Below are 24,249 nucleotides of genomic sequence, written 5' to 3' on the forward strand. Positions count from 1 at the left end.
TCTTTTCTCTTCCTTGCGGCCCGGATCAGGTCGCTGGCTTGTCGCTGAAGGCTTTCAGGTTGTCCTTCAGTTGGGGGCTCATCGGCAGGTTCAGCGGCACGCCCTTCGGCGGGATCGGCTGCATGAACCACTTGGTGTAGAGCTTCTCGAACTCGCCGCTCTTCATCATGTCGATGAAGGTGTCGTCCACCAGCTTCTTGAAGGCCGGGTCGTCCTTGGGCAGCATGCAGGCATAGGGCTCGACCTGCAGCGACTCGCCCACCACTTCGTAGTCGGCCGGCGTCTTGGCGTTGGCGATCAGGCCGAACAGCAGGATGTCGTCCATGGCGAAGGCCACGGCACGGTCGCTCTCGACCAGCAGGAACGCGTCGGCGTGGTCCTTGCCGAGCACGATGTTCATGTCGAGGTTCTTCTCGGTGTTGTACTTGCGCATGACCAGCGCGTTGGTGGTGCCTGTGGTGCTGGCCACGGTCTTCTTCGCCAGGTCGGCGTAGTCCTTGATCTTGGAAGACTTCTTCACCAGCAGGCGCGTGCCCGTGTAGAAGTGATTGACGGCAAAGGCCACGTCCTTGCCGCGCGCGGAGTTGTTGGTGGTGGAGCCGCACTCCAGGTCGATGGTGCCGTTGGTGATCAGCGGAATGCGGTTCTGCGAAGTGACCGCCATCAGCGAGACCTGCAGGTTGGGCTTGTTCAGCTTCTTCTTCACCGCCTCGACCACCGCGTTGGACAGTTCCACCGAGAACCCGACCGGCTTGTTGGGGCCGTCCAGGTAGCTGAAGGGCACCGACGACTCACGGTAGGCGAGCGAGATCTTGCCGGACTCGGCGATCTTGGCCAGCGTGTCGGCGGCTTGCGCGCCAGTGGCGGTGAAGAGCACCGCGGCAGCCATGGATGCCATCAAGACGGAGAGTTTCATTCGAGCCTTCATTCGGTTGGATTGAACAGAAGGCGAGTGTAGGAAGGAGTGACTCATTGCTACAAATTCCAATAGCACCCTGTGCCATACCCAAAGGTTATGGGTGAACCCCTTCGGCACCGCAGGGCATGCGCTTTGGCTATGGGCCACGGCGCTTTTGGCATTTCCGGCCGGTGCGGGGCGCACCTAAAGTCAGGGTTTGCTCTTATCACTCCCGGAAAGTTGCCCCATGCATGTGTGTGTGCTCGGTGCCGGCATCGTGGGCCTGGCCACCGCCTGGCAACTCGAACGCCAGGGCCATCAGGTCACCGTGATCGACCGCGCGACGCCCGGCGCGGGTGCCAGCGGCGGCAACGGCGCGCAGCTCAGCTATTCGTACGTGCAGCCGCTGGCCGACCCGTCGATCTGGAAGCAGTTGCCCAGGCTGCTGCTGTCGCCCACCTCGCCGCTGAAGCTGCGGCCGCAGCTCGATCCGTTGCAGTGGCGCTGGGGGCTGGCTTTTCTGGCGGCCTGCAATGCGCAGACTTCGCGCGACACCACGGCGCGGTTGCTGGCGCTGGCCGCATCGAGCCGCACCGAGTTCGAGGCGATGCAGGCCGACATCGCGCCCGACTGCGATTTCTCGGCCACGGGCAAGCTGGTGCTGTATTCGAGTGCCGCCTCGCTCGAAGGCGCGCGCGCCCAGGTCGAACTGCAGCGCACCATGGGCAGCGAGCAGCGCGTCGTCACACCCGATGAATGCATTGCCATCGAGCCCGCGCTCGCGGGTCACCGCGGCCAGATGGCGGGCGCGGTCCACACGCCAAGCGAATGCGCGGCCGACTGCCTGAAGGTGTGCGCCGAACTGATGCGGGCGCTGAGCGCGCGCGGCGTGCGCTTCATGCTCGGCACCGACGTGCACGGCTTTGCGCGCAGCGAAGGCCGCATCGCCGCCGTGCAGACCAGCGATGGCGACGTGCAGGCCGACGCCTTCGTGATGGCGCTGGGCTCGGCCTCGCACAAGCTGGGGCGCGCGCTCGGCGCCTACCTGCCGGTGTATCCCCTCAAGGGCTACAGCATCACGGTGGAGGTTGACCCCACGCCGGGCGCCGCACCCTGCGTGAACGTGACGGACAGCGCGCGCAAGGTGGTGTTCGCGCGTATCGGCTCGCGACTTCGCGTGGCGGGCATGGCCGAACTCGTGGGGCATGACGCCAGCATTCCGGCCACGCGCATCGAGACGCTGGCAGCCGCCACGCGCGCCCTCTTCCCGCATGCGAGCCGGCTGGAAGAACTGCATCCGTGGACCGGCATGCGGCCGGCCACGCCGAAGGGCCTGCCGATCATCGGGCGGCTGCCGAGCGCGCCGTCGAACATGCTGTTCAACACCGGGCACGGCGCACTCGGTTTCACGCTGGCCTTCGGTTCGGCGCGGCAGATCGCTCTGACGCTGGCGTCTTCCGCATCGACGTCCTGAGCTTGCGGCCCAGGCGCCGCCAGCCGATCACCACGCCGGTCAGGCTCAACGCCGCGCCGCCGAGGCTCGTCGCGACGAGCAGCACGTCCCACAGCGGGCGGTGGTCGAGCAGCGGCAGCCAGTCCCAGCTGTGCAGCATCGCGAACAGCCAGCGGCTCAGGCGGCGCATGCTGTCGGAGCGGCCGAGCACGGCACCGGTCTGCGGATCGACGTGCACCCAGGTCGCATGGGCATCGCCGAACACCACGCGCCAGATGGGCAGGGGCTTGTCGGTGCCGCCGGTCATGGTGTGCGGCTCGCGCGTGTAGTAGTGGCTGTCGTAGGCAGTCAGTACGTCGATGCGCTGCACCGCGTCGGGCAGCAGGCGCGCGACGGCCGCTCGCAATGCGTCGGGGTCGAACTGGTACGGCTGCGCGCTGACGGCATCGCGCACTTGCGGCCGGCCGCTGGCGGTGCTGGCGAGCACCAGCGTCTGGCCCGCTGCGCGCACCCAGCGCAGCTCGCGCACGTCGCCGTTTGTCGAGGCGAGCAAGGTCGCGGGCGACGCATCCTGCGCGGAGACGGTGAGCGGCCCGCCATTCATCGCCTCGATGCGCAGGGCCGGCGCGCCGCTGTCGAACACGCGCCAGGGGTTCATCGACATCAGGCCGCTGAAGATCCACGTCAGCGTGATCAGCGCGAACAGCAGCCCGGTGATGTGATGCCAGCGCATCATGAAACCCTGGTACGGCGAATGCGAGCCGCTCTTGTAGGTGCGCCCGAAGCGCCAGCGCATCACGCCGACCACAGTGCCGGTCAGCGTGACGGCGATGCCGATGATCGAGAGCCAGTTGACGATGTCGGCCCAGTAGCGGTCGAGGCCGCCGCCGCGCAGTGGATACAGCCAGTGGATCCAGGCGCCGGCGTAGTTCCAGAGGCGTTCGGCGCGCGGTGCGTCACGCACGACCTCGCCGGTCTTGCCCGATATGTAGAGCCGCGTGGCGTCGGCATCCGCCAGCTCGACCACATGCAGCGGACGGTGCGCGTCGAGCCCGCGTGAATGGGTGAATGCGTCTTCGCCGATGGTGCCGCGGTAGTCGAGCGGCACGCCTGCGCCGGCATAGGCCTGCGCGCTCGCGAGCACGCGGGCGCGATCGACCTCGCTCAGCACGGCGCCTGTGACGGCATCGACAACGATCGCGCCACTGCCCGGCGGTGGCCGCCGCTTGCCGGTCTGGGCTTCACGCACCGGCGTCGCAAGGTACACCGCGCGCCCACCGCTGGCGGCAGCCAGCCGCAGCTCCTGCAGCGGCCCTGCGATGCCGGCCGCATCGAGGGCCTGCCTCGGCCCCAGAAGTGGCGCCGAGGCGTCGAGCCGTGGCAGGTGCTGCAGCCGCTCGGCCTCGGTGAGCTTGGGGTAGCCCACGTACATCATCACCACGCCCGAGACGAACCACATCGCGAAGAAGGCGCAGACGAGCACGCCCAGCCAGCGATGGATCAGGAACAACCAGCGTTTGGCATGCACGGCAACTCTCCCGGGGTTAGAAGCTCACGCGCAGCGACACATCGGCCGTGCGCGGCGCGCCGAGGTAGGCGAAGGTGCTGCCGACGTTCGCCGCGTACACGCGGTTGGTGGCATTGCGGATGCGGCCCACCACGGTGACGGAGCGGTTCACCTTCCAGCTCAGCCCCAGGTCGAGCAGCGTGTAGCCCGGCCAGTTGATGGTGTTGGCCGCATCGGCATACACCTTGCCGACATGGCGCACGCCCACCGTGGCCTGCAGGCTCGGCGTGAAGGCATACGACGTCCAGAGGTTGGCCACCACAGCCGGCGTGTTGGTCGGCGTGCGGCCCGCGAGCGACACGCCCCCCTGCGTGAAGCGCTCATAGCGCGCATCCACGTACGTGAGGTTGCCCTGCAGCGACCACTGCGGCGTGGGCTGCAGCCCGAGCGCCAGTTCCACGCCTTTCGACGACTGCTCGCCCACCAGCACCGTGAGCGCGCTGTTGTTCGGGTCTTGCGTCGCGATGTTCTTGCGGCGGATGCTGTAGGCCGCCAGCGTGGCCGTGCCCTTGCCCTGCCAGAAGTCGAGCTTGCTGCCGACCTCCACCTGCCGGCCGGTGGTCAGCTCGCTGTTGTTGCGCACGTCGGCGAACGAGGCGGTGGACAGCACGCCCGAAGGCGGATCGGCCGCCGTCGCGTACTGCGCATACAGATTGGCGCCGGGCGCGAAGTCCCACACCAGGCCGATGCGTCCGGTCGTCGGCTTGTAGCCGCGATGGAAGGTCGCCGGGTTCGAGGCATCCACCGTGCGCCGGTTGACGAGATCGAGGTCGATGCGCTCGTGCCGCAGCGCCGACACGAGGTGCAGCGCCGGCATCAGCGCCGTGCGGTTTTCAAGATAGAGCGCAGTGGTCGTGACCTTGTTGTTCCTGTCGGGCCGAAAGCCCGGCGTCATGCCCGGCACCGCGAAGAACTGCTCCGTGGCAAACACATAAGGATTGACGGTGCTCACCGTGCCGGAAAGGCTGTTGGGAAAGCGCGTCTGCCGGTTCACGCTGTAGTCGAGGCCGAAAGACCAGTCGCTCTTCAGGCCCGCGAGTTGCCCCTTGTAGATGCCCTCGATGCGGTTGCCCCACACGTCCTGGTCGTGCCGCTGCAGCAGAGCACTGGAGCGGATGACCGCCGTGTTGGCCGGGTTGTAGCGATAGCTCTCGACGTTGCGATAGTCGCGCAGCGCGTCGTAGGCATAGAAGGTGTTCTTGAACTGCAGCGCGTCGCTCACCTGCCATTCGGTGACCGAGCGCAGCCATTGCACGCGCTGCGCGTAGAGGCCATCGCTGCTGTTGTAGTTCTTGAAGCGGATACCTCGATCGATCCGCATCGTGCCGGCCACCGGGTTGAGCACCGGCGTGCCCCAGTAGGGCCGGTCGACGTTCTCGTCCTGGTACTCGTAGGCCAGCGTGTGCTTCAGTCCGCCGCCCAGGTCGGAGAGCAGCGAGGTCGCCAGTTGCGTGGATTTCGACCTCGTCCCATCGGTCCAGCCGTTGGCATCGCGGTGGTTCACGTCGATGCGCACATAGTGGCTGCCCGCGCCGCCGTCGCCCGCGATGCGGCGGTTCAGCCCGAACGAAGCCTCTTTGAGGTTCTGCGTGCCCAGCCGCAATTGCGCTTCCGCGAAGTCGCTGCGCTCGGCCGTCTTGGTGATGTAGTTGATCGAGCCGCCCAGCGCGCCCGAGCCGAACAGGAAGCTCGACGGCCCGCCGATGGCCTCGACGCGGTCGTAGATCCAGCTGTCCACCGGCCGCGCCGCAATCGCGTACTGCACGTTGATGCCGTTGAACAACTGGCTGATCGAGCCGCTGCCGAAGCCCCGGTAGCTCACGCCGATGTTGCCCGGCGCGTCATGGGCGGTCACGCCCGGAATGGCGCGCAATATTTCTTGCGTGTTCTGCGCGCCGCGCGCGTCGATCACCGAGCGGTTCACCACCGTGACGGATGCCGGCGTCTCGCGCGGCGTGAGGCCCAGGCGGCTGGCCGTGTCCGAGGGCGTGTCGAGGTCGAGCCGGCCGTTGGCGACGGGCGCGTCGTCGGCCACCTCGATCTGCGGCAGCGAGTGCGCGCCGGCGGATTGCGCATGGGCAGGCGCGCAGGCGGCGCCGAGCAAGGCGAAGAGCCCCAGCGTGGGGGTGGAAGAAATACGGGACATGGAATCTCTCTTGCAGCGGCGCGTGCGAAAAAGAAAAGGCAGCGCCGGCCGTGGAACGACCGAAAACCCACCGTGCAGCCGTGTCAGGCCGCGTGAGGTGGAAGAAGAACGGAGTTCAGGAGAGCGTGGGTGGCCCGCGCGCCGGCAGCGGCGAGGCCGTGGCTGCCGCGATGCGGGCAGCCGGAATCGATTGCAGCGCGCGGCCCAGCGGCAGCGGCGTGGGCAGCGTCACCTGCGCGGCCGAGGGCGGGGGGCCGGAGAGCATGCACAGCGGACAGTCCATCGCGACAGCGCTCATCTCGGTCGGGCCGTCGTCGCCCTGCACGATGACCTTGATGGAGCCGCTGGCGGAGCACACCAGTTCCATCGACTGCGGATTCACGAGGGGCGACGCCCCCGCGACGAGCAGCGACGCCATGAACCACGCCAGCACCAGGCGGTGCAACAGGCGGAAGGTTCGTGGGAGGTGCATGGCCGCGGATTATCGCGCGCGGCGAATGCCCGTGGCACCCGGGCGGTGCTCAGGCGGTCTGCTCTATCGCTTCGCGCATGCAGCGCGTGATGCCGCGCACCGCCACCGAATCGGGCCGGCCCGCGAAACGCAGCGCGCGGATCGGCACCGGAATGTGCGGCTCCAGCGTGAGCACATCGACCTTCTCGCGGTCGGCCGAACGCGCGGTGCAGCCATCGACCAGCGCCACGCCGAGCCCGTGATGGGCCATGGCCAGCGCCGCGTGGTAGGTCTGCACCGTCACCACCGCCTGCTGGAAACCCACGCCCGCTTGCCGGCAGGCCTGGCTCAGGCTGGTGCCCACAGGGTCGCGGCTGTCCAGCCCGATCACCGGCCGGTCGACAAGGTCGTGCAGCGCGACCGAGCCGTTGCGCACCAGCGCGCGCGGCAACATGCCCTTGGGCGCGATGCACACCATGCGGCTGTCGGCCAGCGTCTCTTGCGTGAGCGAAGGGTGCACGGCGGGGCTGAAGGCGAAGCCCACGTCGGCCTCCTGCAGCAGCAGGGCCGACATGATCTGCGGCGAATGCAGCGACTCCACCGTGATCGCATAGCCCGGATGCATTTCGCGAAAGGCCTTGAGCGCGCGCGGCAGCACGTCGTAGCTGAGCGCCAGCACGCTCAGGATGCGCAGCTCGCCGGTGTCGCCCGCCGTGCGCAGGTTGGCGGCCAGCCGCTGCACTTCGTCGAGCTGCGCGAACAGCCGCTCGATGTGCGGGTACAGCGTGAGCGCCTCGGTGGTCGGCGTGAGCCGGCCCTTGGCGCGCTGGAACAGCGGAAAGCCCAACTGCTGCTCGGCATGCTGCAGCGTGCGGCTCACCGCCGGCTGCGTGATGTTGATGAGCCGCGCCGCCGCGCTCACGCTGCCCGTGAGCATGATCGCGTTGAAGACCTCGATGTGGCGCAGGCGCATGGGGCCGTGGACCGGTCAGTTGCCGGCGCTGGTCTTGCCGCGCGCGATGTCCATGATCAGGCGCGTGCCGAGGTAAAGACGTGGCTCGATCGAATCGACCAGCACGTATTCGGCATCGGCCGAATGCGCGCCGAAGCCCTGCAGGCCGAAGCGCTCGATGACAGGCGCCTTGGTCTTGAGCGCGGCAAAGGCCGCGTCGGTGCCGCCGCCGGCGGCCTTGTCATCGGCGCCCAGCGAACGGCCCAGCTCGTCCTTGTAGATCTGCTGCGCGTGTTTCGCGAGTGCGCGCGAGGCATCGGTGGCTTCGAGCGGCGGACGGCGGCGCTCGAACTTCAGCTCGACCTTGGCTTCGGGAATGAGCTGCTTCTTCACGCGCTCGTTCACCTGCTGCTCGATGCGGTCGTAGTCGCTGACCTTCAGCACGCGCACGTCGGCACCGGCGGTGGCGCTGGCCGGAATCACGTTGCGGTTGCTGCCGGACTTGGAGATGGTCCAGTTCATCTTCAGGCCCGTGGCCGGGTCGGACAGGTCGCGCATCTGCAGGATCTGGTGCGACAGTTCGTACAGCGCGTTCACGCCCAGCTCGGGCGCCGAGCCCGCGTGCGAGGCCTTGCCGGCAACATGCAGCGTGACCGAGGCAATGCCGGCGGTGGCCAGCGAGAGCTTGTCGTCCTTCACGTAGGCGCCCTCGAAGGACAGCACGGCGTCGTGCTCGCTGCCCATGCGCGTGATGAGCGCGCGCGCGCCAGGCGAGCTGATTTCCTCGTCGCCGTTGATCAGCACGGTGAGCGTGCCGTAGTCCTTGAACTTCATCGACTGCAGCATCGACACGATGTGCGTGATGACCGCCACGCCTTGCTTGTCGTCGGCAATGCCCAGGCCATAGGCCTTGTCGCCCTCGATGCGGAACGGCTGCTTGTTGAGCATGCCGATGGTGTAGACCGTGTCCATGTGCGCGATCAGCAGGATCTTCTTGGTGCCCGTGCCCTTGAAGGTGGCGCGCACCACGCGGCCGATTTTCTCGGGCGTGTCTTCCATGCGGTAGGCATCGGCGCTCGGGTCGATCAGCTCGACCTCGCCGCCCAGGGCCTTGAACTTCGCGGCGATGAGGTCGGAGATTTTTTCAAGGCCGTCGAGGTCGCGGCTGCCCGATTCGATGGAGACCAGCTCCTTGAGCGTGTCGAGCAGCGCGGGCTTTTCCTTAGCGGCAAGCGAGGCGATGCGGGCATCGGGGGCAGCATAAGCGGTGCCGAGGCAGGCCGCGCAAACGGCGGCCAGCAGGAATTGGCGGGGCAGGAATTTCATGGGTGAGCGTTCTTCTTTCTTTCGTTCGTTGTCTCTTCGATTGACGCGTTGGATCCATGCAGGATCAATTCACAGGCAATATAGAGGGTCAGTGGGCCTTGTCCCAGTTGGGACCGACGCCGATCTCGGCGAGCAGCGGCACCTTCAGGTCCGCCACGCCGGCCATCAGGCGCGGGATTTCGGTGCGCACCCATTCGACCTCGGCCTCGGGCACCTCGAACACCAGTTCGTCGTGCACCTGCATGATCATCTTGGTGGCGCGCTTTTCTTCATCAAGCACGTTCTGTACCTTGACCATGCTGAGCTTGATCAGGTCGGCTGCCGTGCCCTGCATCGGCGCGTTGATGGCTGCGCGTTCGGCGCCGCCACGACGCGGGCCGTTGGGCGAGTTGATCTCGGGCAGGTACAGGCGCCGGCCGAACACGGTCTCGACGTAACCCGTTTCCTTGGCGCTCGCCTTGGTCTCGTCCATGTACGCCTTCACGCCCGGATAACGCGCGAAGTAGCGCTCGATGTACAAGGCCGCGGCCTTGGTCTCGATGCCGAGGTTCTTCGCCAGGCCGAAGCTGCTCATGCCGTAGATCAGCCCGAAGTTGATGACCTTGGCGTAGCGGCGCTGCTCGCTCGACACCTGGTCGGGCGTGGAGCCGAACACTTCGGCGGCGGTGGCGCGGTGCACGTCGATGCCTTCCTTGAAGGCGCGCAGCAGCGATTCGTCGCCGCTGATGTGGGCCATGATGCGCAGCTCGATCTGCGAGTAGTCGGCGCTGGCAATCACGCTGCCGGCCGGTGCCACGAAAGCCTCGCGCACGCGGCGGCCTTCGGGCGTGCGGATCGGGATGTTCTGCAGGTTCGGGTCGTTGCTGCTCAGGCGCCCGGTGACGGCCACGGCCTGCGCGTAATGCGTGTGCACGCGGCCCGAGCGCGGATTGGCCAACTGGCCCAGCTTGTCGGTGTAGGTGCCCTTGAGCTTCGACAGGCCACGGTGCTCCAGGATCTTGGCGGGCAGCGGGTAGTCTTCGGCGAGTTTCTCCAGCACTTCTTCGTCGGTGCTCGGCGCGCCGCTCGGCGTCTTCTTGACCACCGGCAGGCCCAGCTTGGTGAAGAAGATTTCGCCGATCTGCTTGGGCGAGCCCAGGTTGAAGGGCTGGCCGGCAATGTCGTAGGCCTCCTGCTCCAGCTCCATGATGCGCGTGCCGAGTTCATGGCTCTGCGCGGCCAGCGTGGCGCTGTCGATCAGCACGCCGTTGCGCTCGATGCGGTAGAGCGCTTCGCTCGAATCCATTTCCAACTGGTAGATGAAGCCCAGCTTTTCATCGGCTTGCAGGCGCGGCCACAGCGTGTTGTGCACGTCGAGCGTCAGGTCGCTGTCTTCGCAGGAATACTCGGCCGCCTTGGCGATGTCGACCTGGCTGAACGAGATCTGGTGCGCGCCCTTGCCGCACAGGTCTTCGTACGAGATGCCGCTGCGGCCCAGGTGGCGTTCGGCAAGGCTCGACAGGCCGTGCGGCTTGTTCACTTCGAGCACGTAGCTCTGCAGCATGGTGTCGTGCGCGTAGCCCTGCACCTCGATGCCGTGGTTGGCGAACACATGGCGGTCGTACTTGATGTGCTGGCCGAGCTTTTTCTTCGCGCCGTTTTCCAGCCAGGGCTTGAGCTTGGCAAGCACTTCGTCGATGGGCAACTGCGCGGGCGCATCGGGGTAGTTGTGCGTGAGCGGAATGTAGGCCGCTTCGCCGGGCGTGACGCTGAAGCTCACGCCGACGATCTGCGCGACCATTTCGTCGAGCGACGTTGTTTCGGTGTCGATGGCCGTCAGCTCGGCAGCTTCGAGCCTGGCGAGCCAGGTGTCGAACTGTTCCCAGGTGGTGATGGTGTCGTACTTGAGGTTGCTCGCGGGCGCGGCGGCTTCGAGCGCGCTCATGTCGGCGGGTTCGTCGAACAAGCCGCCCTGGTCGGTGTTGGCCCTGGCGGGCTTCTTTTTGGCGCCTTCCTCGATCAGCTCGGGCGGCACTTCCTGTGCTTCGAGCGTCTTGACGAGACTCTTGAAGCCGAACTTCTCGTAGAAGGGTTTCAGCTCAGTCGTCTGCGGCGCGCCGACCGGCAGGTTCTCGAGCGACGGCAGGCCGGTGACATGGCCTTCGAGGTCGCAATCGGTGCGGATGGTGACGAGCTTCTTGCTGAGCGGCAGCTTGTCCAGCGCCTTGCGCAGGTTCTCGCCGGCGGCGCCCTTCACTTCGGCGGCGCGTTCGACCAGCGCATCGAGCGAGCCATATTCGAGCAGCCATTTGGCGGCGGTCTTCGGGCCGACCTTCTCGACACCGGGCACGTTGTCGACCGAATCGCCCACCAGCGTCTGGTAGTCGACCATCAGGTTCGGCGGCACGCCGAATTCGGCCGTGACACCCGCCACGTCGCGCCGCTTGCCATTCATCGTGTCGATGATGGTGATGTGCTCATCAACCAGCTGGCTCAAGTCCTTGTCGCCACTGGACACGATCACCTCGATGCCCTGTGCGGCGGCGATCTTGGCGAGCGTGCCGATCACGTCGTCGGCCTCGACCTCGGGCACCGTGATCACCGGCCAGCCCAGCAGCCTGACCACTTCGTGAATGGGGTCGATCTGGCTGCGCAGGTCGTCGGGCATCGGCGAGCGGTTGGCCTTGTACTCGGGGTACCAGTCGTCGCGGAAAGTCTTGCCGGGCGCATCGAAGATGCAGGCCGCGTAGTCGGCGCGCACCTCGCGGCGCAGCGCGGTCATCATGTTGATCATTCCGCGAATGGCGCCGGTGGCCGGGCTCTTCGGGTCGCCGGGCACGGCGCGCAGATCGGGCATCGCATGGAAGGCTCGGTAAAGGTAGCTCGAGCCATCGACGAGCAGCAGCGTTTTCTTGTCGGTCATCGGGCCATTTTGCCGTGCCCGGAGCGGTCCGCCGAAGCCCGGCGAAACGGCCTGCGCGCCGACAGACGGCAGACGGTGCCGCGCCTACAATCAAGGCATGCCTAGCTCCACACTCCTGGTCGCCCGCCGCATCCTGCTGGCGCTGGCTTTCGCCGCCCCCTTTGCCGCCGTGCAGGCGCAGCCCGCGCCCGCCCAACCGGCGGCTGCGCCGGCCCCGGCGCAACCGCTACCAAATCAGGAGCAGGCAGACGGCCGGCACAACCAGAAGGTCGAGAACCTGCACACCGAAGACAGCGGTGCCTCGGTCGACGAAGTCCGCTACGGCGGCCGCACGCAAAGCATCAACGTCAAGCCCAAGTCGAACATGCCCGGCTACGAAGTGCTGCCGGCCGACGCAGGCACGGCGCGCCAGGGCTCCTCGGAGACCGGCGCCAACGGCCCGCGCGTCTGGAACGTGATGAAGTTCTGACCGTGCGACCCGCCCACCTCTTCCCATCTTTCGCATCCTCGGCCCGGCGCTGAGCAACGCCATGGCAGTTTTTACCGAAGTCCAGTTCGGCGAGGCGGACGCGCTCGTGCAACGCCTCGGCGTCGGCCGCCTGCGCGACCTGCGCGGCATCCAGGGCGGCATCGAAAACACCAACTACTTCGCGACCACCGAGTCCGGCGAGTTCGTGCTGACGCTGTTCGAGCGCCTGAGCGCCGAGCAGTTGCCCTACTACCTGAGCCTCATGAAGCACCTGGCGGCTGCCGGCCTGCCGGTGCCCGAGCCCGTGGCCGCCATGGCCATCGCGCCCGCCGCCGAGAAGCCGTCGAAAAAGAGCCTGCCGCCGACGCCCGCCACCGACACCTCGTGCGACCTGCTGCACATGGTCGCCGGCAAGCCCGCCGCGTTGGTACAAAAGCTTTCGGGCCACAGCGAACTGGCTCCCGGTCCGGCCCACTGCGCCGAGCTGGGCGCGATGCTGGCGCGCATGCACCTGGCAGGCCGCGACTATTCGCGCACGCAACCGAACCTGCGTGGCCTGGCCTGGTGGAACGAGACCGTGCCGGTGGTGCTGCCCTACATCGAGGAATCGCAGGCCGCCCTGCTGCGCGCCGAACTGGCCTACCAGAACCATGTCGCCGAATCGTCGACCTATGCCGCCTTGCCGCGTGGCCCGGTGCACGCCGACATGTTCCGCGACAACGTGATGTTCGCGACCGGCGATGACGCCGGTGCCGCGCCGCGCCTGACCGGCGTGTTCGACTTCTACTTCGCCGGCACCGACACCTGGCTGTTCGACCTGGCCGTGTGCCTGAACGACTGGGCCATCGACCTGCCCACCGGCCGGCACCATGCCCAGCGCGCCGACGCGCTGCTGTCGGCCTACGAATCCGTGCGCCCGCTGAACGCGGCCGAGCGCGCCCTGCTGCCCGCGATGCTGCGCGCCGCGGCGCTGCGCTTCTGGATCTCGCGCCTGTGGGATTTCTACCTGCCCCGTGAGGCGAGCATGCTCAAGCCCCACGACCCGTCGCACTTCGAGCGCGTGCTGCGCGAGCGCGCCACCCACCCGCATGCCATGGCACAGGCGCTCGAGCCCGAGCCGCTGCTGGCTGCCTGACCCCTACACATGAAACTCAAACTCGTGCCGGCGCGAACCGGCGCCGAATGGGTCCGCCTCGGACTCAAGACCTTCTGGCGACAGCCGCTGGCCTTCATCTCGCTGTTCTTCCTGTTGATGGCGATGATCTCGACGGTGTCGATCGTGCCGATTCTGGGCAGCCTGTTTGCACCGGCGCTTGTGCCGTTCATGACGCTGGGCCTGATGGTCGCGACCTCGGTGGCCTACACCGACAACGCCGAAGGCATCGGCCAGGCCGGCGACGCAAGGCGCCCCACCGGCTCGGCGATGTTCGTGGCGGTGTTCAGCGCCATGCGCTCCGAATGGCGCTCGCTGCTGGTGCTGGGCATCATCTCGGCCGTCTACTTCGTGCTGGCGGTGATGGTGACCACGCTGGTCGACGGCGGCCAGCTCGCGCGCGCCTACCTGCTCGACGACCCGCTGACGCCCGAAGTGATCGCAAGCAGCGACTTCCAGGTGGCGCGCATGCTGCTGATGTGCCTGAACCTGCCGCTGTCGCTGGCCATGTGGCATGCGCCGGCGCTGGTGCACTGGCACCGCGTGGAGCCGGTCAAGAGCATCTTCTTCAGCATCGTTGCGCTGTTCCGCAACTTCGGCGCCTACACGCTGTTCGGCATTGCGTGGTTCGGCGTGTTCCTGATCGCCGGCATCGGCATGGGCCTGCTCGCTACCGTGCTGATCGGCGTCGGCGCAATGGGCTCCGGTGGCGCCGCGCTGGCGGTGGGCAATGTGCTGATCGTCGGCACGGCGCTGGTGCTCGCGGCCATGTCGCTCAGCTCGACCTGGTTCACCTTCCGCGATACCTTCGATCCGAACTGAGCGCAGCGTGAGCGCGGCCGCCCGGCTCAGTCGGGCCTGGCCGCGTCCTTGCGCAGGCTCGCGAACAGCGACCATGCCATGCCGGCCAGCAACAGCAAGCCGACACCCAGCGCACCCCAGAGCCACCATTTGCGCGACGGATCGAGGCCATCGGCCTGCGGAATCGGCGGTTGCACGGTGGCTGCCACTGCTGCCGTGATCGCCGCCGTCGGCAACGTGACCGAGGCGCCATCGGCAACGACCGGTTTGTCCGGGGCATAGCCCGGAATCAGCGTCGACAGCGCCAGTGGCGCACCGGGCACGGCCCCTTCGACGGTGCCCGCATCGGGCGCCGCATTCCATGCCAGCGAGAACGGCGCCCCGCCCTGCGCGAGAAACACCAGCGTGCGCGGCACGGCGCCCACCGCGATGGTCGGCGGCGTCGCACCCAGCACGCTCACCGGGCCGGAGGTTCGCAAGCGCAGGCGTGCGTACACCGCGCCATCGAGTGCCAGCACGGGCGAGCGCGCCTCGCCGCCGGCTTGCGCCAGACGATAGACCACGGCATCGACCAGTGGCGATTCGTTCGGCCGATCAGGCAGCGGGGCCGGTCGGCGCTGCTGGTGCCGCAAGGCATAGAGCGGATTGCGGGGCACAGGCTGCGGCGGCGTGGCCGCGGCAGGCGCCGGATCGGACAGCCCCGAGACGCCGACCTGCGCCAGCGTGTTGATGTCGGCCAGGTCGATGCGCAGGCTCTGCACCGGCAGGCCGCGCGGCAGCAGGTAGTCGCAGTAGTCGGTGGCGCAGCGCTCCGGCTTCAGCGGGCCGGACCATTCGAGCGGTGCGACGGGTTCGACCTCCTGCACGCTGTCGATTCCCACGCCGGTCAGCGGTGCGCCGTGCTGCGGATCGCTCCAGCGCAGGCGCAGGAAACGCGTGCGAAGGCTGCCCAGGTCGACCACGAGACGCTCGATGGTCTGGCCGCCGTGGGCCAGCCGCACCAGTTGATCTTCTCCGCCCACCGGCCGCCATTGGCGCAGGTCGTCGCTGGCTTCGAGCCGGAAGGCGAACAGGCCGCGCGCATCGGGTGCGATCTCGAAGCGGGCCTGCAGCAGGCTGCCCTTGACCTGGCTCAGGTCGATGAGCCATTGCGTCGCTTCGCTCACCTTGCGCTGGGCGCTGGCGGCCTTGCTGTCGAGTGCCAGCGAGCCATCGGGCCGCACGGAAAAGGCGAGCGATGCGTCGGCCGACACCGCACCGCTGTCGCTGCCGGGCAGCGCGAAGATCGGCACGTCCTGCGAGGCGGTTCGCGGTGTCGCCGCTTCATTGCGCAGCCATGCGTAAGGCACGGCGTGCCCGGCTGCGTTGCGCACGCGAAGGTCGCGCAAGTCGCCGTATGCAGCGCTGCCGTAGATCGACAGAGGCAGCGTGAGCCGGTGGTACGGCCCCTCGCCCTGCAGTGCGATGGGCGCGGAGGTAGCGGGCTGCGCATGCACCGCGCCGAAGCCCGTCGCCACCATGACGGCGACGAAGGCGCTGCCCGCGCGAAGCGTCCACACCGCGGCGCCGCTCATGCCGCACCGCCTTCGGCTGGCGCCTTCGGTTCCGCTTTTTCTTCTTCCTTCTTCGGCGGCACCGGTGCGAAGTAACCCACCAGCAGCAGCAAGGCGCCCACCGCGATGAACGACACGATGCGGAACAACCCACCGCGATTGGCCAGCTCGACGAAGAACAGCTTCAGCACCACCACGCCGAGCAGCACCGCGCCCGCGACCCACAAGGTGCGCACCCTACGCGAGTGGCCCAGCACCATCGCGGCCACGCCGCAGACCGCCCAGGTGATCGACAACGCCGCCTGCGTCAGCCACGAGGCATAGAGTGCATCGAAGCGCCATTCGACACCCGCGTAGTGATGGCAGGTGCGCAGCACCATGCCGGTCAGCAGCGCAAGCCCGGTGAGGCCGGCCGCGCCCTTGGCGACCATCGGATCGACGCGCGCGAACGATCCCTGCGGCAAGGCGCGCCACCAGAGCACCAGCGCGAACAGCACCAGCCACTGCGCGAGTTCGAGCGGATTCAGCAGCGGCACATACGGCAGCGGCGCGGCGTTGCCGGGGCTCACGGCATTGGTGAGCCAGACCCACACGAGCAGATAGACCACCACCGGCGTCGCGGCGAACTCCAGGTAGGCGCCGCGGTACTCGATCAGCGGCCAGCGCTTGAGCACCGCGCGCGAGCGCAGCGCCCACAGCACGAGCGCCGGCACGATGGCCCAGCCCAGCAGTTGCCAGCTCGACCATTCGGCACCGATGCGGCCCAGTTGCCATTGGCATTCGCGCGCAGCGAGCAACAGGAAGAGCCAGAAGCCCGCCACGTGGAAAGGCGTCAATGCCGGGGCATCGAACCAGCGCTTTTGCACACGCAGCAGGCGCAGATGCCACGCCAGCGCCAGCGGCCAGGCGATCCAGCCGAGCGCGCTCGACGGCACGTAGAACGGCGTCGGGCCGCCCGCGATGCCGTAGGCCGCGATCAGGCCAAAAGCCGGCAGCGTGGCGATCGTGGCCTTGCCCAATTGCGACCAGTCGCGGCGGTGCGCCACGAGCGCGGCCAGCGCGGAGGTGACAAGCACCACCGCCATCACGGCCGCCGGCACATGGCTCGCAAGGTCGTGACGATTCAGCACGCGGATGCTTTCGTCCAGCACGCCGAAGAACCACCAGAAGAGCCCCCAGATCACCGGCGCCCACAGCACGACCGGAATCGCGCACCACGCGTTGGCCCAGCGCTTGGGCGCCGTGCCTGCGGGCTCGCTCACGCGCGGCCGAGCTTCATCGCGCAGCCAGTCGCCAGCCAGCAGGGCCACGAGCCCCAGCACCACGGGCGTCCAGAAGCCGAGGTGCGCGAAGGCCGGCCGCACCGCTTCGGCATCGACAGACTGGCTCGCGCCGAATGCCATCGCCGAGATCACCTGCAGCACGCCAGCCAGCGCAGCGAGCGGGAAATGCGCCATGCGCAGCGCCACCCAGAACACGACCGTGGCCGTCAGCGGCCACAGCAATGCGGCCTGCGCCAGGTTCAGTTGGAACAGCATTGCCAGGTGCAGCAGGCTCACGCCCGCGAGCACGCCCACCACATTGCCGATCGACCACACGGGCTGGATGCCACGCGCCAGTGCCGCGCGATGCGCCTGCAGCATCGACCACGCGGCGCTGCCCAGCAGGCTGAGCGCGATCAGGCAGGCAGCGGCAGCGCCCTGCCATCCGCTTTCGAGCACGCGGCCGTCAGTGACTTCGCCCGTGTGGTGCAAGGTCGCGATGAAGCCCGCCACCGCGAGCGCCTGCATGCCGAAGCTCACATAAGTCAGCGGCAGCAATGCGAAGCGCACCGCCACCGCGAAGGTGACCGATGCCAGCACGGCCGTTGCGGCCGCAGCCCACGGCGGCGTCCACCATTGCCAGAGCAGCAGCGTGAGCGCGGCCATGCCGAGCCATGGCAAGGCGCTTCCGACCATGGCTTCCACGGTGTTGCCCACATCGAGCCTGGCACGGCGGTGCATGGCCCACATGGCAAAGGCACTCACGGCCACCAGCAGCGGGCCGATCAGCGAACCTTCGAGCAGCGGATGCCCCGGCGCCGCATCGAGCCCGGTGGCTTCGAGCAGCTTCAGCACCGCGCCGGCAAACACCACGAACGAGAAGGCGCGCGCATACACGCGCCTCTGCCGCGCGCCCAGCCAGTACATGCCGGCCGCCTCGACCGCCCAGGCCGCGCCGGTCCACTGGCCTTCGAGGCCGAGTGGAATCGCCAACGTGCCGAAGATCACGCCGACGATGGCGTAGGCCTCCGCCAGCAGCGCCAGCCCCTTGGGCTGCGTGGCGAACACCAGTCGGCCCATCACGAGGTAGAAGGCCGCGAGCGCCATCGCCGAGAAGGCGGCGCCGTATTCCCACGGACGCATCAGCAGGACCTGCATGCCGAACGCGACCATGGGCGTGCCGAACACGAGCGAGCTGTCGACCCGGCCGGCGCGACGCAGCGTGTCCAGCGCGCGGGTGGCCAGCGGCTGCGCGGGTTGCACCGGCGCATCGAACAGCGTGCGGCGCGCGAACAGCAGGCCGATGGCGGTGAACAGCAGGAAGAACGCGATCAGGAAGGGCTGGATGGTGCCGTACTGGTCGTCGGTGTAGTACTTGTGCGCCCAGCCGGCCGCCAGCGTGAAGGTGCCGACGAAGCCGATCAGGTTCAGCACGCGCCAGGCCTTGAACCAGGCGATCAACACAATGCCGACGTCGAGCACCAGCAGGTAGGTGAAGAGGCCGACCGGCTGGTTCGAGCCGGTGGATGCGAGCACCGGTGCCGCGAAACCCTCGAGCGCGGCGACGATGGCCAGCAGCGGCGCGTTCTGCAGCACGGCCAGCGCGGCGCTGAGCACCGCCACGCCGAACAGGAAGGCAAAGCCGACACTGGCCGGCAGCAGCCCGCTGAGCTTCATGGCCGCGAGCGTCGTGAGGTAGAAGATGCCGATGCCCGCGCCCTGCAGGATCAGCGCATAGCCCGCGCGCTTGTGGCGCAGCAGCCAGCCCAGCACCAGCAGGCCGGCGCCGACCAGCGCCACGGCCGCATAGCGCAGCTCGATCGGCACGGTCACGCGCTCTGCCGTGTAGCGCAGCAGGAAAGCCAGCCCGAGGAACAGGATCAGTACGCCGAGCTTGACCAGCATGTTGCCGCCGAAGATCAGGTTGGCGATGGGTGCGGGCAGGCGGTCGCGCAGCGGCACCGGCGGTGGTGGGGGCGGCGGAGGTGGGCGACGGACCGGCGCAGGCGCGGCCACGGGTGGCTTGACGGGTGCGACGGCCTCGGGTTGCGGCAGTGTGACGGGTTTGTCGACGGATGCGGGAGCGGCAGCCGGCACAGGCTCGGCGGCTGCAACCGGCACATCGGCGACAACAACCGCAGCTGCTGCGACGACGGGCGCAGGCACCGTCATCGTGGCGATGCGCGGTCGGGCCAGTTCCGCCTGTGGAGGCGCCAACGGCAGCGATGGCACGGTGGCGAGCGGCGTGTCCGCCATCGAGGTGGCGAGATCGCTCGCCGGCGCATGGGCCAGTTCGGGAATCACGGAGGCCATGGCCTCGGCCACAGGAGCGGCGACGGCAGCCGACGCGCCTTGCGACAACCGGGATTCGAGCAGCGAGACCCGTTGTTCGAGTTCCGCCACGCGCTGCTGCAGTTTCAGCACACCGCCGGCCGGGGCCGTGGACGTACTGGCAATCACGGGGTTTGCGGCACCCGGGTTGGGAACGCTTTCAGCGTCGGTTCGCTCGGGCGGGGCTTTCTTCTTCTTGCCGAAGACCTGCGGAAGCGCAAAGGCGCCCAGCACCGCCAGGACCAGCGCCGCAGGCACCGACTGGAACAGCGCGCCTATCACCAGGCCGGCAATGATGCCAAGAAACCACATCCGGAACTCCCCTTGTTTGGCGAGCCCGGAGTGTACGGCCGTTCAAGGAGAAAGACGCCCTGACGCCCGTCCTGCCTGCGGTGTTAGCTATAGCTTTAGTAGCGTCGTCAAACGGGCGTGAGCTTGGCGACAGAAAGCGCCAGCCACTTCACGCCGTGGCGCGTGAACTTGACCTGCGCACGCGCGTCGTCGCCCGTGCCTTCGAGCGCCAGCACCGTGCCTTCGCCGAACTTGTTGTGGAACACCTGCATGCCCGAGCGCAGGCCGTGCGAAGGCGCCGCCTTTTGCGGCGGCACCGGCGGGCTGGCGAAGGTGTCCTTGCTGCTGCTTCCGCCTCCGTAGCTGCTGCCGCCGCCATAGCCGCTTCCACCGCTGTAGGCGCCACCACCGCCGCGCGTGCTGGCATAGCCGCCGCCGTAGCCGAAGGCCGAAGGCGTGAAGCTCTGGTTCTTGGGCGTGAGCCACTTGAGCGCCCCCTCGGGCAGCTCGTCGAAAAAACGGCTCTTGACGTTGTAGCGGGTCTGGCCATGCAGCATGCGCGTCTGCGAATGGCTCAGGTACAGGCGCTTGCGTGCGCGCGTGATCGCGACATACATCAGGCGGCGTTCTTCCTCGAGGCTCTCGAAGTCGCTCATCGAGTTCTCGTGCGGGAACAGGCCCTCTTCCATGCCGGTGATGAACACGCAGTCGAACTCCAGGCCCTTGGCGGCATGCACGGTCATCAGTTGCACCGCGTCCTGCCCGGCCTGCGCCTGGTTGTCGCCCGACTCGAGCGCCGCATGCGTGAGGAAGGCGACCAGCGGGCTCAGCGTTTCGCCGGTCTCGGCATCGGGCGCGAGCGGTTCGTCGACCACCGGGCGGGTCAGGTCGATGCCCTGGCTCGCAGGCGACTGGCGCAGTTCGTCGACCGGCAATGCCACCGCGTCGCGGCCGAAGCCCTCCAGCGTGACGAAGCTCTCGGCCGCATTCACGAGTTCTTCCAGATTCTCTACACGGTCGGCGCCTTCGCGGTCGGCCTTGTAGTGCTCGATGAGCCCGCTGTGGTCGAGCACCAGCTCGATGATCTCGCGCAGGCTCACGCCCTGGGTCTGCTCGCGCAGCACGTCGATCTTGGCGACGAAGCCCGTGAGGTTGGCGCCGGCCTTGCCGCCGACGACGCTGACCGCGTCATGCAGCGAGCGCCCGGCCGCGCGCGCCGCGTCCTGCAGGGTTTCGAGCGTGCGCGCGCCGATGCCGCGCGGCGGGAAGTTGACGACGCGCAGGAAGCTGGTGTCGTCGTCCTTGTTCTCCAACAGGCGCAGGTAGGCCAGCGCGTTCTTGATTTCGGCGCGCTCGAAGAAGCGCAAGCCGCCGTACACGCGATACGGCACCGAGGCGTTGAAGAGCGCGGTTTCGATCACCCGGCTTTGCGCATTGCTGCGGTAGAGCACGGCCATCTCTTTTCGGTCGAAGCCGTCGCGCACGAGCTGGCGCATTTCCTCGACCATCCACTGCGCTTCGGCCAGGTCGGTGGGCGATTCGTACACGCGCACCGGCTCGCCGGGGCCCTGGTCTGTGCGCAGGCTCTTGCCCAGGCGCTTCTTGTTGTGGCTGATGAGTTCGTTGGCCGAGTCGAGGATGTTGCTGTAGCTGCGGTAGTTCTGCTCCAGCTTGATCTGGTGGCGCACATTGAACTCGCGCACGAAGTCGGTCATGTTGCCCACGCGCGCACCGCGGAAGGCATAGATGCTCTGGTCGTCGTCGCCCACGGCGATCACGCTGTTGTTTTCGCTCGGCGTGAACTGGCCCGCCACCACGTTGCCCGACAGCATCTTGATCCACGCGTATTGCAGGCGGTTGGTGTCCTGGAACTCGTCGATCATGATGTGGCGAAAGCGCCGCTGGTAGTGCTCGCGCACCGGTTCGTTGTCGCGCAGCAGTTCGTAGCTGCGCAGCATCAGCTCGCCGAAATCGACCACGCCTTCGCGCTGGCATTGCTCTTCGTAGAGCTGGTACAGCTCGGCCTTCTTGCGGTCGTCATCGCTGCGGATTTCGACGTCGCCGGGGCGCAGGCCGTCTTCCTTGGCGCCGGCGATGAACCATTGCGTCTGCTTGGCCGGAAAGCGTTCGTCGTCGACGTTGAACTGCTTCATCAGGCGCTTGATGGCCGAGAGCTGGTCTTGCGTGTCGAGGATCTGGAAGGTCGACGGCAGGTTGGCCAGCTTCCAATGGGCGCGCAGCAGGCGGTTGCACAGGCCGTGGAAGGTGCCGATCCACATGCCGCGCACGTTGACGGGCAGCATCGCCGTCAGCCGCGTCATCATTTCCTTGGCGGCCTTGTTGGTGAAGGTCACGGCCAGGATGCCGCCGGCGGAGACCTGCCCCGTCTGGAGCAGCCACGCAATGCGGGTGGTGAGCACGCGGGTCTTGCCGGAGCCCGCGCCCGCTAGGATCAGCGCGTTGCCCGCCGGCAGTGTGACCGCGGCGAGTTGCTCCGCGTTCAGGTTATGGAGCAGCGGCAGGTCCGCAGGGTGGGCGTCAGCCGCAGGATCGTTAAACAACATCCCTCGATTGTAGAAACCACTGCGTATGCGGGTTATATGAAGAAGCAGAAGACCCGCCGCTGCGAGACCGCGTAAACTCAATCACCGGGCCCAAGTTTCTTGCGCCCGGTTTTTTGTGGGCGTCTTCTTTGCAGAAGATGCCGCAAGAACCGGCCGGACCAAGCGCTCATTCGTTCTGTTCAACGATTCCTTTCAGGAGCCTGGTCATGCAAATTTTCGATTACGACAACATTCTTCTGCTCCCGCGCAAGTGCCGCGTGGAAAGCCGTTCCGAGTGCGACACCAGCGTGAAGCTGGGCGAGCGCACGTTCCGAATGCCGGTGGTGCCGGCCAACATGAAGACGGTGGTCGACGAGTCGATCTGCCTGTGGCTGGCGCAGAACGGCTACTTCTACGTCATGCACCGCTTCGACCTGGACAACGTCAAGTTCGTCAAGGACATGCAGGGCAAGGGCGTGTTCGCCTCCATCTCGCTCGGCGTGAAGAAGCCCGACTACGACACAGTCGACCAACTGGTGGCCGAAGGCTTGACGCCTGAATACATCACGATCGACATCGCGCACGGCCATGCCGACAGCGTGAAGAACATGATCGGCTACCTCAAGGAAAAGCTGCCGAAGTCCTTCGTGATCGCCGGCAACGTCGGCACGCCCGAGGCCGTGATCGACCTGGAGAACTGGGGCGCGGACGCGACCAAGGTCGGCATCGGCCCGGGCAAGGTGTGCATCACCAAGCTCAAGACCGGCTTCGGTACGGGTGGCTGGCAGCTGTCGGCGCTCAAGTGGTGCGCGCGCGTGGCAACCAAGCCGATCATTGCGGACGGCGGCATCCGCGACCACGGCGACATTGCCAAGAGCGTGCGCTTCGGCGCATCGATGGTGATGATCGGCTCGCTGTTCGCGGGGCATGAAGAATCGCCAGGCAAGACGGTCGATGTCGATGGCGTGCTCTACAAGGAGTACTACGGCTCGGCCAGCGACTTCAACAAGGGCGAATACAAGCACGTCGAGGGTAAGCGCATCCTCGAACCCATCAAGGGCAAGCTGGCCAACACGCTCATCGAGATGGAGCAGGACGTGCAGAGCTCGATCAGCTACGCGGGTGGCCGCACGCTGATGGACATCCGCAAGGTCAACTACGTCACGCTGGGCGGCGCCAACGAAGGCGAACACCTGCTGATGTAAGGCTGCGGCCCCGAGGGGCTGCACCGCCGGTCGTCGTCGTCAGGCTTCGAGCAGTTGCACCGCATGCCGGTGCAACGCATGGGCCGGATCCGCGATCGCATCGACCACGCCGAAGTGGTTCAGCCCCGGGAGCACCTCGCACACCGGCACGGTGTTCTGGCCCCAGGCCTCGCGGATCATGGTGTTGTGGCGAATGAACTCCGGGCTCTCGCTGCCGCCAGCGACCGCATAGAGCTTGCCGCGCGAAGGCGCGGGCCAGAGCGCGGGGCTGGCACGCAGCGCGTCTGCATCTGTCAGGTGAAGCACGTTCTCCAGGAACGGCGTGCGCTGCAGCGGGCGCAGGTCGTAGAGACCCGAGATCGACAGCGCGTTGCGCACCAGGTGCGCGGGCAAATCAGGCGCGACCGCTTTCCAATCGCAGGCCAGCAAGGCGGCGGCCATGTGTCCGCCAGCCGAATGCCCGGCGACGGTGATGCGCGACGGATCACCGCCGTAGGCCGCGACATGGCGCCAGGTCCACGCGAGCGCATGCACCATCTGCAACAGGATGTCCGGCACTGTCACAGGCTGCTCGACGGGGCCGGGGCACAGCGCATAGTTGGGCACGACCACGCACACGCCGCGGTCATTGAATGCGGGTGCGATGAAGGAGTGCTGGCTCTTGTCCATCGCGCGCCAGTAGCCGCCGTGGATGAAGACCAGGACCGGCGCGTCGGGCACGGGAGCCGGGAAGATGTCGAGCGTTTCGTTCGGGCCGTCGCCGTAGGGCAGGTCGATCCGGCTTGGCAAGGTGTCGCGCGCCTTCGCCGATTCGCGCGCCCATCGCTCGAAGTACGCGAGATGGTCCTTGACCCGCGCGAGGTTGTTGTACATGCCTTCCAGCCAGGCGGGTTCGTACGAGGCCATGCGGTTCCTGCTCCTTGTTTCGCGAGGCGCGCATCTTGGC

Annotated in this window: 16 protein-coding genes; 5 read left to right on the forward strand and 11 right to left on the reverse strand. The window is 67.4% G+C overall.

Annotation, left to right across the window (positions count from 1 at the left end):
- Window positions 1-25: 25 nt before the first annotated feature.
- Window positions 26-916: a transporter substrate-binding domain-containing protein gene (locus ACSFB7_RS18875; RefSeq protein WP_435472797.1), complete on the reverse strand. Its 891-nt coding sequence runs from the start codon at window positions 914-916 to the stop codon at window positions 26-28.
- 229 nt (window positions 917-1,145) lie between these two features.
- On the opposite strand from ACSFB7_RS18875, the gene ACSFB7_RS18880 reads away from it, so the two are divergent.
- Window positions 1,146-2,372, forward strand: a complete 1,227-nt coding sequence (locus tag ACSFB7_RS18880) for a D-amino acid dehydrogenase (protein WP_435472799.1) — start codon at window positions 1,146-1,148, stop codon at window positions 2,370-2,372.
- On the opposite strand, the gene ACSFB7_RS18885 is transcribed toward ACSFB7_RS18880, so the two are convergent.
- The 6 genes from ACSFB7_RS18885 to polA form a co-directional block, all read right to left on the reverse strand.
- On the reverse strand, window positions 2,305-3,879 hold the full coding sequence (locus tag ACSFB7_RS18885; protein ID WP_435472801.1) for a PepSY domain-containing protein: 1,575 nt from the start codon (window positions 3,877-3,879) through the stop codon (window positions 2,305-2,307). The two genes, ACSFB7_RS18880 and ACSFB7_RS18885, sit on opposite strands and share 68 nt — an antisense overlap.
- 16 nt (window positions 3,880-3,895) lie before the next feature.
- Window positions 3,896-6,064: a TonB-dependent receptor gene (locus ACSFB7_RS18890; RefSeq protein WP_435472803.1), complete on the reverse strand. Its 2,169-nt coding sequence runs from the start codon at window positions 6,062-6,064 to the stop codon at window positions 3,896-3,898.
- Window positions 6,065-6,179: 115 nt separating this feature from the next.
- Window positions 6,180-6,536, reverse strand: a complete 357-nt coding sequence (locus ACSFB7_RS18895; protein WP_435472805.1) for a DUF2946 family protein — start codon at window positions 6,534-6,536, stop codon at window positions 6,180-6,182.
- 49 nt (window positions 6,537-6,585) lie between these two features.
- Window positions 6,586-7,488, reverse strand: coding sequence for a LysR family transcriptional regulator (locus ACSFB7_RS18900; protein ID WP_435472807.1), 903 nt, complete (start codon window positions 7,486-7,488; stop codon window positions 6,586-6,588).
- A 15-nt stretch (window positions 7,489-7,503) separates the two neighbouring features.
- Window positions 7,504-8,793 carry a M20/M25/M40 family metallo-hydrolase gene (locus tag ACSFB7_RS18905; RefSeq protein WP_435472809.1) on the reverse strand — a complete coding sequence of 430 codons (1,290 nt, stop codon included), beginning with the start codon at window positions 8,791-8,793 and terminating at the stop codon, window positions 7,504-7,506.
- 88 nt (window positions 8,794-8,881) lie between these two features.
- Window positions 8,882-11,695, reverse strand: a complete 2,814-nt coding sequence (polA, locus tag ACSFB7_RS18910; protein WP_435472811.1) for a DNA polymerase I — start codon at window positions 11,693-11,695, stop codon at window positions 8,882-8,884.
- Between the two features lie 97 nt (window positions 11,696-11,792).
- On the opposite strand from polA, the gene ACSFB7_RS18915 reads away from it, so the two are divergent.
- The 3 genes from ACSFB7_RS18915 (at window position 11,793) to ACSFB7_RS18925 (ending at window position 14,139) form a co-directional block, all read left to right on the forward strand.
- Window positions 11,793-12,164 (forward strand): hypothetical protein, encoded by a 372-nt coding sequence (locus ACSFB7_RS18915; RefSeq protein WP_435472813.1) that lies wholly within the window; start codon window positions 11,793-11,795, stop codon window positions 12,162-12,164.
- 61 nt (window positions 12,165-12,225) lie between these two features.
- Window positions 12,226-13,299, forward strand: a complete 1,074-nt coding sequence (locus tag ACSFB7_RS18920) for a homoserine kinase (protein ID WP_435472815.1) — start codon at window positions 12,226-12,228, stop codon at window positions 13,297-13,299.
- Between the two features lie 9 nt (window positions 13,300-13,308).
- The gene (locus tag ACSFB7_RS18925) at window positions 13,309-14,139 is read left to right on the forward strand and encodes a BPSS1780 family membrane protein (protein ID WP_435472817.1); all 831 of its coding nucleotides are present in this window, start codon (window positions 13,309-13,311) and stop codon (window positions 14,137-14,139) included.
- Between the two features lie 26 nt (window positions 14,140-14,165).
- Here the strand turns inward: ACSFB7_RS18925 and ACSFB7_RS18930 are convergent, their stop codons facing one another.
- The 3 genes from ACSFB7_RS18930 to ACSFB7_RS18940 form a co-directional block, all read right to left on the reverse strand.
- Window positions 14,166-15,692: a DUF3999 domain-containing protein gene (locus tag ACSFB7_RS18930; RefSeq protein WP_435472819.1), complete on the reverse strand. Its 1,527-nt coding sequence runs from the start codon at window positions 15,690-15,692 to the stop codon at window positions 14,166-14,168.
- Complete coding sequence (locus ACSFB7_RS18935; protein WP_435472821.1) at window positions 15,689-19,576, reverse strand: DUF2339 domain-containing protein; 3,888 nt, start codon at window positions 19,574-19,576, stop codon at window positions 15,689-15,691. The genes ACSFB7_RS18930 and ACSFB7_RS18935 overlap by 4 nt, the downstream gene beginning before the upstream one ends.
- A gap of 107 nt (window positions 19,577-19,683) precedes the next feature.
- Window positions 19,684-22,119, reverse strand: coding sequence for a UvrD-helicase domain-containing protein (locus tag ACSFB7_RS18940; protein WP_435472822.1), 2,436 nt, complete (start codon window positions 22,117-22,119; stop codon window positions 19,684-19,686).
- Between the two features lie 206 nt (window positions 22,120-22,325).
- Between ACSFB7_RS18940 and ACSFB7_RS18945 the strand changes: the two genes are divergently transcribed.
- The gene (locus ACSFB7_RS18945; protein ID WP_394475897.1) at window positions 22,326-23,303 is read left to right on the forward strand and encodes a GMP reductase; all 978 of its coding nucleotides are present in this window, start codon (window positions 22,326-22,328) and stop codon (window positions 23,301-23,303) included.
- Between the two features lie 39 nt (window positions 23,304-23,342).
- Here the strand turns inward: ACSFB7_RS18945 and ACSFB7_RS18950 are convergent, their stop codons facing one another.
- Window positions 23,343-24,209: an alpha/beta hydrolase gene (locus tag ACSFB7_RS18950; protein WP_435472823.1), complete on the reverse strand. Its 867-nt coding sequence runs from the start codon at window positions 24,207-24,209 to the stop codon at window positions 23,343-23,345.
- Window positions 24,210-24,249 lie beyond the last annotated feature (40 nt).

This window comes from Variovorax raffinosi, assembly GCF_051216615.1.
Classification (GTDB): Bacteria; Pseudomonadota; Gammaproteobacteria; order Burkholderiales; family Burkholderiaceae_C; genus Variovorax.